Genomic DNA, 11,649 nt, shown 5'->3' with positions numbered 1-11,649 from the left:
GAGAAAACTGCCGTTGTTTTACATTGAGTGTTATATATTGTAAACTAGAGTAAAAGATATCCAGATTAATCATCAAAAAACATTTCTTACAGTTCCAAACCGGAAAAGAGGCACCAATACAAATATTTCCTAGGAGTATGTATATGAATATAGCGAATTACACTTTAAAAGTGAAAGGCAAAACGTTACTTCAGGACACCGACTTGCATTTTTCGAGCGGGAAAATTAATCACGTTGTCGGAAAAAATGGAGTCGGTAAATCACAGCTTGCTAAAGACTTTTTGTTGAATAATAGCAAAAGAATCGGCAGAGATATTCGTCAAAATGTTTCTTTAATATCCAGCTCTTCGAATATACCTAATGATGTTTCTAAGGACTTTTTATTACACTTTTTGAGTAAAAAATTTGATGCAGAAATGATAGATAAAATCGCACATTTACTTAATCTGGATAATATTGATGGAAAAGTTCTGATCAAAAATTTGAGTGATGGACAAAAGCAAAAATTAAAATTGCTCAGTTTCTTATTAGAGGATAAAAATATTATTGTTTTAGATGAAATAACGAATTCATTAGACAAAAAAACGGTTATAGAGATTCATGGCTTCTTAAACAAGTATATTCAGGAGAATCCCGAGAAGATTATCATCAACATTACACATGATTTGTCTGATTTAAAGGCGATAGAAGGGGATTATTATATATTTAATCACCAAGAAATTCAACAATATCATTCAGTGGATAAATTAATTGAAGTGTATATAAATGAGTAATAAAACAGTGGGGGCTTGAGATGAAATTAGAGTTTAAAAAGAGTATTAGCAACAAAGTTATCATTATTTTAGGAGCAATGTTTGTATTTTTATTCTTGCTGGGTTATTTTTTACTTGTTGGAATTGATAAAGTCAGCAATGTTACACCTGAAATGTTTTTCTTTAGCTCCTATACTGTTGCGACCCAGTTTGGTTTGATGTTATTTTCATTTGTTATAGCTTTCTTTATTAATAGAGAGTATTCAAACAAAAATATTCTCTTTTACAAGTTAATTGGAGAGAACATCTATACTTTCTTTTATAAAAAGATAGCTGTTTTATTTTTAGAATGTTTTGCATTTATAGCGCTAGGCCTGCTAATCATATCGTTGATGTACCATGATTTTTCGCATTTTGCATTATTACTTTTTTTATTTTCTGCAGTTATACTGCAGTATATTCTAATTATCGGAACTATAAGCATGTTATGTCCTAATATATTAATTAGTATAGGTGTCAGTATCGTTTATTGGATGACTTCTGTTATCTTAGTAGCTATAAGCAATAAAACGTTTGGTTTCATTGCTCCTTTTGAGGCAGGTAACACTATGTATCCCCGAATAGAAAGAGTGCTGCAATCTGATAACATGACACTTGGGAGTAATGATGTTTTATTTATTATTTTGTATTTAGTTTCAATTATTATCATAAATGCGATTATCCTTCGCTTTTCTAAAACTAGATGGATCAAAATGGGCATTTAATAAAGGAAGCTACTTCACAATGAAGTAGCTTTTTATGTGCACCTATATATCATTAACATCAAGATTAATGCATGTGACTGGCTGAGTTTGTTAAGGGAAGGATGTTTTTCTGTTTGCATCGCCCAAACTATTGTTGTTTTTCTTTCACCATCTTTACAAAGAGGAAAAAGATAATGAATACGATAAAGTAGTTCATTGGATTCTTAACGATGCTCATCTCTAGTGAAATCTGTAAGAGTATCCAGAGCGAAAAGATGGCTAGTATGGCAGGAATGATGATTTTGTACATGTCGACCACCTTCCGTAGTGAAGAGCCCTATAATAAAAAACTATTAGCCTGCACCACAAACTGCGACTGCTTATAATTATACGAAATCTTCGAGTAATCAAACGGCTGCCCATTCGTCAGGTGAAAAATACTTTCTATATACAGCTTCGGCAGTCCAGCCTCTAATCCCAAATATTCCGCTTCCTCCTCATTAAGCTGGTCCACGTGCAGAAACAAATCAGAAAAACCAATTTTCAGCCCCAGTCCTTCCCGGATGTAATGGAAGATGGAGTGGGAGACGATTTCGTTGTTTAAATACGTCACGATCAATTTGTTGTAATAGGATTCTTCGTAGCAAAGGGTCTGGCCGTTGATGTAGCGGACCCTTTTGACATAGTAGATGTCCTCGTTTATTCCGATGTTCAGGTTTTCCGCCGCTTCCGGAGTTGGCTTTCTCACGTCTAGTTCGATAACTTTTGAGGTGACGTTGAAATCCTCGAGATCTTTTTTAAATCCCTGATTCGACAGAAGGCTGATATAACCTTTTCGTTTATGTTTTCTGACGAAAATGCCGCTTCCTCTGACCTGAAAGATCGCGCCTTTTTGCTCTAATAGCTCGAGGGACTTTGTGATGGTGCTTTTGCTGACTTCAAACTGGGCCATGAGGGTTTCTAGGACTGGCAGTTTGTCTCCCTGCTGAAGCTGGTGTTCTTCTATATATGTTTCAATTTCCGCTGCGATTTGCTGGTATTTTAACATACGCATTCCTCATTTATTCGTTTAGTTCACTTGTCAAAATTATAGCATAAACCGCTTGCAATTATAGTAAGTGCGTAAATATTTTGTTTCGGCATTGATAAATTATACCGGTACAATTATAATGAAAGCGTAACCAAAACGAAGGGGTGGGTGAAAATGTCGGGGAAAGTGAGAGATTATACGAGACTAGCAAAAGACATTTTAGAGGCCGTAGGCGGGGGAGAGAATGTGATTGGGGCTTCTCGCTGCGCTACCAGACTTCGATTGGTGCTGAAGCTGTCTACCCCTAAAGCGAAGGATATCGTGAAATTGATGCCACCATCCCGGCGTCATTACGGTTGTCAAAGCATGCGATTGACCTGCGTTCAGCGTCGAATTGCTTGCGCACATCGGGCTGGATACGGTGACATTAGACGGCAGGCCTTTTTCCTTGAAGGTAAAAGAAGGCGATACCGTCAAAAAAGGCGAAGTGCTTGTTGAGTTTGATAAAGCTTTCATTGAAGAGATTGAGGAAAGTGCATTGCATCAAAAAATATTTACAGTCGTAAGCTGAGGAGGAATTAAACATGGGAAACATGCCGAAAGATTTTTTATGGGGCGGTGCTTTAGCTGCCCACCAATTTGAAGGCGGATGGAATCAAGGCGGTAAAGGGCCGAGTGTCGTCGATGTGATGACAGCGGGTGCGCACGGCGTGCCGAGAAAAATCACGGATACGATTGAAGAAAACGAATTTTATCCAAACCATGAAGCCATTGATTTCTATCACAGATACAAGGAAGATATCGCTTTGTTTGCGGAAATGGGATTAAAATGTCTGCGGACGTCCATCGGCTGGAGCCGGATTTTTCCGAAAGGCGATGAGGCTGAACCGAACGAAGCGGGTTTGCAGTTTTATGATGATGTGTTTGATGAATTGCTGAAGCATGGGATCGAGCCGGTCATTACGCTGTCTCACTTTGAAATGCCGCTGCACCTGGCAAGAGAATATGGAGGCTTCAGAAACCGGAAAGTCGTGGACTTCTTCGTCAACTTTGCAGAGGCTTGCTTTACCCGTTACAAAGAGAAAGTGAAGTACTGGATGACATTTAACGAGATCAACAACCAAATGGATGTGAACAATCCGTTGTTCCTATGGACGAATTCAGGTGTTGTGGTTGGTGAAAACGAAAACGCCAAGGAGGTCATGTATCAAACGGCACACCACGAATTAGTGGCGAGCGCATTAGCAGTGGCAAAAGGAAAAGACATCAATCCAGACTTCCAGATTGGCGCCATGGTGTCACACGTGCCGATTTATCCTTTCTCCTCCAATCCTGAAGATGTGATGCTGGCTGAAGAAGAAATGAGGCAGCGCTATTTCTTCCCTGATGTGCAGGTTCGCGGTTATTATCCAAGCTACGCGTTGAAGGAATTTGAACGCGAAGGCTACAACATCACATTCGAAGACGGCGATGATGAGATTTTAAGAAACGGAACCGTCGATTACTTAGGCTTCAGCTATTACATGTCAACAACTGTGAAAAGCGATGTGAAAAATGATAACACTGGCGATATTGTAAATGGCGGCTTGCCGAATGGTGTCGAAAATCCGTACATCACTTCGAGTGACTGGGGATGGGCGATTGATCCAACCGGGTTGAGATATACGTTAAATCGTTTTTATGACCGATACCAAATCCCGTTATTCATCGTTGAAAATGGCTTTGGCGCAGTGGATACGCTGGAGGAGGACGGCAAGGTTCATGATCCGGAACGCATTCAATATTTAAAATCGCATATTGAAGCATTGAAAAAAGCGGTCACGTACGATGGTGTTGATTTAATTGGCTACACGCCGTGGGGCATTATTGATATTGTCTCCTTCACAACTGGCGAAATGAAAAAACGCTACGGCATGATCTATGTTGATCGTGACAATGAAGGAAACGGATCCATGAAGCGGTATAAGAAAGATTCCTTTGAGTGGTACAAAAATGTCATTCAAACGAACGGCGAGGAACTATAAGAAGCTGGCCCGAATCGAGCACGTTTACCGTAGTGCCTGGTTCGGGTTTTTGGCATGATCCGATCCGATATCCAATAATGGGAATAGATTACTAGCGCTGATTGCTATGTTATGATTTCACCTGTAAGATCCTTTTTTGTATAATTTAATATTAGAATGGTAGAAAGGGAGAGAGTTTGTGAGTAAAAAGGGATGAAAGCGGGTGTCCGGCTGAAGTTTTAAGATCATGATAGAGTTCCCTAAGCAAATCTCCTGAAAAAAATTTGGCGAGGAAGGGGCAACATCACATTGAAAAACATTTTAATAAGAGCTGGCATATCACCATTTGATACATTTAATGCAGCTGAAATGATTGTTCGCAACTCCATTGGCGGCAACGTAGGAAACCTAGTATATGCCTACAGTGTGTTTCGCACGCTGATGACAGAAGGAACGACGATTACTCCTGATTATTATCGGATTAATCCAGCGGATGCTGAACAAATTAATACAAATTATGATATGTATATTATTCCGCTGGCAGATGCATTCCGCGAGGATTTCGTGCCTTCTTTACGGAAATATACCCAATTAATTAAGAAACTAACCATTCCGGTTGTTGTGATTGGTGTTGGTTTGCGGGCTCCGTTTGAACCAAAATTAAATGAAGGTTTTCCTTTTGATGAGGATGTAAAAGCGTTTGTAAGTGCTGTGCTGGAGAGATCAAATATGATCGGTGTCCGCGGTGAAATTACAGCGAAATACCTTTCCAGATTAGGCTTCCGTGAAGGCATTGACCATACGGTGATTGGGTGTCCTTCTATGTATGCGTTTGGCAGAGAACTGAAGATAAGAGAAACTAATATCACAACAGAATCAATGGTGACGGTTAACTCATCAAGACTGTCTCCAAAGCATGTACTGGACTTCATTACGAGAAGCATGAAAGAGTTCCCGAATCATTACTTTATCCCGCAATGGCGAAAAGAAATGATTCTGACGTATGCGGGTGCGCCTGCGCTAGCGAAGCCTGCTGATAATTATCCGGTCAGCATGGAAGACCCGGCTTATCAGAATGATAGAGTCCGATTCTTTTTAAATGTGCCGACTTGGCTGGATTTCCTGAGAAAAGCCGATTTGAGCTTTGGCGCAAGGCTGCATGGAAATATCGCAGCGACGATTGCCGGTACACCGAGCCTGTTGCTTCCGAAAGATGCCAGAATGCGTGAATTAGCTGAGTACCATCAATTAACGCATGTCATGGCAAATGAGATAACCGATCAGACAAAACTGTCAGAATTAATTGAAACACTTGATTTTCATCAGCCTGAGAAACGGCAAGCGCAAAACTTTGACCATTTCATCAGCTTCTTGAATCAAAATGAATTAGACCATATTTATAAAGAGAAAGCGATTCCTGATACCGTTCCTTTTGACGAAAAACTATCTAACACGAAGCTTCTTCCGCCTGTGACTACAGTTAGCGGCTGCAGTTCCACAGAAACAGCGAAACGCTGGGAAACGCTGATGGCATTAGAAAATGCCAAAAAGGAAAAAACCATTAAAGATCTGAAAAAAAAGGTCAAAAAGTATCAGGGCACGTTAAATAGAAAATCAGTGCGTATCGCTTTAAAAACAGCAAATATGCTGAGTGTGAAGTGACCATTCACTAACATTACAACTATATTACAGTTGTATAAAACTTGCAATATTTTTGGAATAAAAAAGAAAGCCGCAATGCTGCCAATCTGGCAATATTGCGGCTTTCTTATATTAGTTACGGATTAGGTAATCAAACGCGCCGAGGGCGGCAGTTGCACCTGATCCCATAGAAATAATAATTTGATTGTACGCACTGTCTGTGCAGTCGCCGGCAGCAAATAAGCCTGGTACGCTTGTTGCGCCGTGTTTGTCGACAATGATTTCGCCGATGCGGTTGCGTTCAACTGTTCCTTCTAACCATTCTGTGTTTGGCACGAGACCGATTTGGACGAATACACCTTGAAGTTCAACGTGTTTTTCTTCGCCTGTTTCGCGGTCTACATATGTGATGCCGTTAACGCTCTGATCACCTGTGATTTCTTTTGTTTGTGCGTTTTTCACGACAGTAACGTTAGGCAGGCTGTAGAGACGTTTTTGCAGGACTTCGTCTGCTTTCAGTTCCGGCGCGAACTCTAGCACAGTAACATGATTCACAATACCTGCTAGATCAATCGCTGCTTCGATACCAGAGTTTCCGCCGCCGATTACCGCAACGTCTTTGCCTTCAAACAATGGCCCATCACAGTGCGGGCAGTATGCGACACCTTTGTTTTTGAACTCTTGTTCACCAGGTACGTTGACATTTCGCCAGCGTGCACCTGTTGAAAGGATCACTGTTTTACTTTTCAGGACAGCGCCGTTTTCGAGTTCAAGTTCGAACAGATCTTTCTTCTCAAGGCGTTTCGCACGCTGAAGGTTCATGACATCAATATCATATTCCTTCACATGCTCTTCAAGACTTGCCGCAAGCTTCGGTCCTTCCGTCGCTTTGACGCTGATGAAGTTTTCGATGCTCATGGTGTCGAGAACCTGTCCGCCGAAGCGCTCAGCGACAACACCAGTGCGGATGCCTTTACGTGCAGTGTAGATCGCTGCACTTGCACCAGCAGGTCCGCCTCCGACCACAAGAACGTCAAACGGCTCTTTGTCAGCAAACTCAGATGCATCTGTGCCGCTGCCCATTTTCGCAAGAATTTCTTCAAGCGTCATACGGCCGCTTCCGAAGGATTCGCCATTCAGGTAAACGGTCGGCACTGCCATGATGTTTTTGCTTTCAACTTCTGCTTTGTATGCTGCACCGTCAATCATCGTGTGCGTAATGTTCGGGTTCAGCACGCTCATCATGTTTAAAGCTTGTACAACATCAGGACAGTTGTGGCATGTCAGGCTGATATAAGATTCGAAGTGGTATTCACCGCTGATCTTCTTCACCTGATCAATGACTTTTTGGTCCACCTTAGGCGGTCTGCCGCTCACTTGGAGCAACGCCAACACTAATGATGTGAATTCGTGGCCCAGAGGGATACCGGCGAAAGTCACGCCAGTGTCTTCTCCGACACGATTGACACTGAAGCTTGGCGTTCTGTTTAATTCAGCTTTTTCAACTGAAATTTTCGATGACATGGAAGCCAGCTCATCAACGAGAGCCAGCATGTCCTTTGAAATGTCATCTTCGCCTGCGCTAACTTTGAGAACAATGTCATTCTCAATTAGCTGCATATATTGATTTAATTGTGCTTTGATGTTTGCATCAAGTACCAATTGAATGCACTCCTTAGATTTTACCTACTAGATCAAGGCTAGGTGTAAGAGTTTCGCCGCCTTCTTCCCATTTAGCCGGGCAAACTTCACCTGGGTTTTGACGAACGTATTGAGCTGCTTTTACTTTGTTTACAAGGTTGCTTGCGTCACGGCCGATACCGCCTGCATTGATTTCAACAGTTTGGATAACGCCGTCTGGATCGATGATGAATGTTCCGCGGTCAGCAAGGCCAGTTTCTTCGTCAAGAACATCGAAGTTGCGAGAGATCGTTTGAGATGGGTCACCGATCATTGCGTAAGTGATTTTGCTGATTTTTTCAGAGCTGTCATGCCAGCCTTTGTGTACGAAGTGAGTATCTGTAGAAACAGAGTATACTTCAACACCTAATTCTTTAAGTGCAGCATATTGTTCTTGAAGATCTTCAAGCTCAGTTGGGCATACGAAAGAGAAATCTGCTGGGTAGAAGCAGAATACGCTCCATTGGCCTTTCAAATCTTCGTTTGTTACATCGATGAATTCACCGTTTTTGAATGCTTTTGCTTCGAATGGAAGTACTTCTTTACCGATTAAAGACATAATGTATATTCCTCCTAAAAATGTATTAGAAAGCATATTCGCTTTCAATAATAATTCTAATTATATATGAATTATTAATTAATATATATTTTTTGTCAAGCCATAACCTACTTTTTTTCATCTTACTAAAGCTGTGACAGGTAGGATTTAGGCATTTCTTTTATAACAAATGAGAGGCTGATTCTCAATTAGATAAGGTTTTCAGGGACTTTTGTAAATCAGAATGCCAGGCCGTTTTGGCATTTGAACATTTTATGACACCATGGTCAAGGGCAAAGGACAATGGCCAAAAGCAGAATAGAACGGAACAGCAATCTGCTGTCACATGATGATCTTGGGGATTGTTTCTAGCTATTATTGTATCACTGTTTATGATATTTAAAACATAACTTATGTCTTCTGTTGTTTGGGATAGAAGAAAAAAACACGGTTCAGTTGAAACTGACCGTGTTTTTAATACAGGTTATTCAGACCAATTCGTATGGAAAACGCCGTCCATATCAGTCCGTTCGTACGTATGAGCGCCAAAGTAATCGCGCTGCGCCTGCAAGAGGTTCGCATTGGAACGCCCTGTGCGGTAGCCGTCGTAATAAGAGAGCGCGGTAGTTAAGCATGGGAAGGAGATTCCAGTGCTGATGCCCTCGCAAACGACTTTTCGCAGGCCTGTTTGATAGGCATGGAGCTTATCTGTGAAATAAGGCGCGATCAGCAGGTTTGCCAGATTTGGCTGCTCACTGAATGCTTCGCTGATCACGTTAAGGAAATCAGCGCGGATGATGCAGCCGCCTCGGAAAATCAAGGCAATGTCTTTGAGCGGCAGATTCCAGCCGTAAAGCTCAGATGACATCTTATATTGGGCAAAGCCTTGTGCATAGGCGCATACTTTCCCCATGTAAAGAGCCTGTCTGACGTATTCAATCCAGGTGTCTTTATCCAAGTGTTTTTCTTCGGATTCCGGGCCTGCTAATACGTCTTGAGCTGCCATCCGTTCTTCTTTTAAGGATGACAAGTAGCGGGCGAACAAGGACTCTGTGATGATCGTGGACGGGATGCCGTTATCAATCGCCTGCATGCTCGTCCATTTCCCAGTGCCTTTTTGTCCGGTTTTATCAAGGATGACATCGATCAGAGGCTGTCCTGTTTTTTCGTCTTTTTTGCGTAAAATCTCAGCTGTAATCTCTATTAAATAGCTTTTCAGCTCACCTTGATTCCATGTTTCAAAAATAGATGCAATTTCATCTAGCGGCAGACGAAGCGTTTCTCTTAGAAACGTATACGCTTCTGCAATCAGCTGCATGTCTGCATATTCAATGCCGTTGTGCACCATTTTTGTAAAGTGCCCTGCCCCTTTTGGTCCGATATAGACACAGCAAGGGTCATCTCCGACTTGGGCTGCGATTTTTGTCAGGATAGGAGCGGCTTTCTCATAGACGTCGCGATCTCCGCCCGGCATGATGGAAGGTCCTGTTAATGCGCCGACTTCACCGCCGGAAATGCCGACTCCCAGGTAGCCGATCCCTTTTTCCTTCAGCTCGTCATATCTTCTTTCTGTGTCTTCATAGTGGGAGTTTCCTCCGTCCATGATGACGTCGCCTTCTTCAAGCAAAGGCTTTAATGATTGGATGACGGAATCTACGGGTTTTCCCGCTGTGACCATCAAAAAGATTTTTCTTGGTTTTTCTAACGATTGAACAAAGTCCTCAAGCTCGTAATACGGGCTGAGAGATTGTCCATCCAGCTTTTGGATAAGCTGGTCCGTTAAATCTCTGGTGTAATTATAGACAGCGACGTTTTCGCCTTTATTTGCCATGTTTAAGGCGATATTGCTTCCCATTACGCCTAAGCCTATGACACCAATCGTATTGAACATGTGTTACAGCTCCTTCTTAATTTCATACAACTAAACTTAACAATAAAATGAATCCCAGTCCAGCAACGGAAATAATGGTTTCCAGCAATGTCCATGTGGCGAATGTTTCTTTCATGCTTAATCCGAAGTATTCCTTGAACATCCAGAAGCCGGCGTCATTGACGTGTGAAGCGATGACACTTCCGGCGCCTGTTGCGAGCACGACTAACGCCAGGTTAACATCAGAATGGCCCAATAACGGAATGACCAGACCTGTTGTGCTTAGTGCGGCAACAGTCGCTGATCCTAGAGAAATGCGCAGGATCGCTGCGATGAGCCATGCCAGAATGATTGGCGATAATGCCGTTCCTTTGAATAGGTCTGCTACGTAATCGCCGACACCGCCGTTGATCAGCACTTGTTTGAAGGCGCCGCCTCCTCCGATGATCAAAAGCATCATGCCGATTTGTGAAATGGCAGTTGAACAAGAATCCATCACGGTTTTGACTGGAATGTCGCGCTTGATGCCCATTGTATAGACTGCGACCAATAACGAAATAATCATAGCAGTCGATGCGTTTCCAATCAATCTGATAAAAGCTAAAACTCCGTTATCTGCAAACCCGATTGTTTCTTGAAGCAGGTCGATAATAGTCGCGACCGACATGATGATAATCGGGAGCATTGCAGTAAAGACACTGATTCCAAAGCCGGGTGTTTCTTCAAGGTTAAACGTTTTTTGTGTGCCGAGTGATGCAATATTGCCGTTTTTCGCAAATGATGCAGGAACGATTTTTTTCGCGAACTTTGTAAATAACGGCCCTGCGATGAGCACTGTCGGAACAGCAACAATAAAGCCGTACAGCAGCACTTCTCCAATGTTTGCGCCATACTCACCGGCGATCGCCGTAGGTCCCGGGTGCGGCGGCAGGAAACCGTGTGTGACGGATAGTGCCGCGACCATCGGGATTCCGAGAAATAAAATAGAAATCTTCAATTCTCTTGAAATCGCAAAGACAATCGGAATTAATAGAACCAGTCCTACTTCAAAAAATAACGCAATCCCAATAATAAATGAGGCAATGACAACGGCCCATTGAATATTTTTCTCGCCGAATTTGTTGACGAGCGTCATCGCAATGCGCTGTGCGCCTCCTGAATCCGCGATCAGCTTGCCCAGCATCGCACCGAGTCCGAAGATGAGCGCGATGTGGCCAAGAGTCCCCCCTATCCCTGCTTCGATGGAGCTGACAACCTTATCGAACGGCATCCCGAGTGCCAGTGCCACGCCGAACGATACGACCAGCAGGGAAATAAATGTGTTTAATTTTAAGCCCATAATCAGAAATAGTAATGCTAAGATCCCAAGTGCAACGATGATTAACGGCATGG

At 42.5% G+C, this 11,649-nt stretch carries 11 protein-coding genes and 1 pseudogene; 6 read left to right on the top strand and 6 right to left on the bottom strand.

The features are described from left to right. Positions 1-143: 143 nt before the first annotated feature. Positions 144-773 carry an ATP-binding cassette domain-containing protein gene (locus FB592_RS04900; protein WP_014481448.1) on the top strand — a complete coding sequence of 210 codons (630 nt, stop codon included), beginning with the start codon at positions 144-146 and terminating at the stop codon, positions 771-773. A gap of 20 nt (positions 774-793) precedes the next feature. Continuing rightward, positions 794-1,516 (top strand): peptide ABC transporter permease, encoded by a 723-nt coding sequence (locus FB592_RS04895; protein WP_003226987.1) that lies wholly within the window; start codon positions 794-796, stop codon positions 1,514-1,516. A gap of 127 nt (positions 1,517-1,643) precedes the next feature. Here FB592_RS04895 and FB592_RS04890 read toward each other — a convergent pair whose 3' ends face one another. Together FB592_RS04890 and FB592_RS04885 are read right to left on the bottom strand one after the other, a co-directional pair. Beyond that, positions 1,644-1,805: a hypothetical protein gene (locus tag FB592_RS04890; RefSeq protein ID WP_049140839.1), complete on the bottom strand. Its 162-nt coding sequence runs from the start codon at positions 1,803-1,805 to the stop codon at positions 1,644-1,646. A 27-nt stretch (positions 1,806-1,832) separates the two neighbouring features. Beyond that, a complete protein-coding gene (locus FB592_RS04885) occupies positions 1,833-2,543 on the bottom strand; it encodes a GntR family transcriptional regulator (RefSeq protein ID WP_049140840.1) in 711 nt (236 codons plus the stop codon). 156 nt (positions 2,544-2,699) lie between these two features. On the opposite strand from FB592_RS04885, the pseudogene FB592_RS21035 reads away from it, so the two are divergent. From FB592_RS21035 to FB592_RS04865, 4 genes and pseudogenes are all read left to right on the top strand, one after another. Further along, positions 2,700-2,861: pseudogene (locus FB592_RS21035) on the top strand (PTS transporter subunit EIIB); the annotation flags it as partial. A 112-nt stretch (positions 2,862-2,973) separates the two neighbouring features. Then, complete coding sequence (locus FB592_RS21030; protein ID WP_014481446.1) at positions 2,974-3,096, top strand: biotin/lipoyl-binding protein; 123 nt, start codon at positions 2,974-2,976, stop codon at positions 3,094-3,096. Positions 3,097-3,109: 13 nt separating this feature from the next. Further along, positions 3,110-4,549 (top strand): 6-phospho-beta-glucosidase BglA, encoded by a 1,440-nt coding sequence (bglA, locus tag FB592_RS04870; protein ID WP_038828979.1) that lies wholly within the window; start codon positions 3,110-3,112, stop codon positions 4,547-4,549. Positions 4,550-4,837: 288 nt separating this feature from the next. Beyond that, positions 4,838-6,190 (top strand): polysaccharide pyruvyl transferase family protein, encoded by a 1,353-nt coding sequence (locus FB592_RS04865; RefSeq protein ID WP_141949336.1) that lies wholly within the window; start codon positions 4,838-4,840, stop codon positions 6,188-6,190. 111 nt (positions 6,191-6,301) lie between these two features. Here FB592_RS04865 and ahpF read toward each other — a convergent pair whose 3' ends face one another. From ahpF to gntP, 4 genes are all read right to left on the bottom strand, one after another. Beyond that, positions 6,302-7,831 carry an alkyl hydroperoxide reductase subunit F gene (gene ahpF, locus FB592_RS04860; protein WP_141949335.1) on the bottom strand — a complete coding sequence of 510 codons (1,530 nt, stop codon included), beginning with the start codon at positions 7,829-7,831 and terminating at the stop codon, positions 6,302-6,304. A 13-nt stretch (positions 7,832-7,844) separates the two neighbouring features. Next, on the bottom strand, positions 7,845-8,408 hold the full coding sequence (gene ahpC, locus FB592_RS04855) for an alkyl hydroperoxide reductase subunit C (RefSeq protein ID WP_003243686.1): 564 nt from the start codon (positions 8,406-8,408) through the stop codon (positions 7,845-7,847). Between the two features lie 463 nt (positions 8,409-8,871). After that, positions 8,872-10,278 (bottom strand): decarboxylating NADP(+)-dependent phosphogluconate dehydrogenase, encoded by a 1,407-nt coding sequence (gnd, locus tag FB592_RS04850; protein ID WP_029726133.1) that lies wholly within the window; start codon positions 10,276-10,278, stop codon positions 8,872-8,874. A gap of 22 nt (positions 10,279-10,300) precedes the next feature. Next, on the bottom strand, positions 10,301-11,647 hold the full coding sequence (gntP, locus tag FB592_RS04845) for a gluconate permease GntP (RefSeq protein ID WP_077670847.1): 1,347 nt from the start codon (positions 11,645-11,647) through the stop codon (positions 10,301-10,303). Between the last annotated feature and the right edge of the window lie 2 nt (positions 11,648-11,649).

Origin of the sequence: Bacillus sp. SJZ110 (assembly GCF_006715455.1) — a bacterium.
GTDB lineage: Bacteria > Bacillota > Bacilli > Bacillales > Bacillaceae > Bacillus > Bacillus subtilis.
The sequence above is the reverse complement of the archived record's forward strand: the minus strand, read 5'-3'. Positions and strand labels throughout refer to the sequence as shown.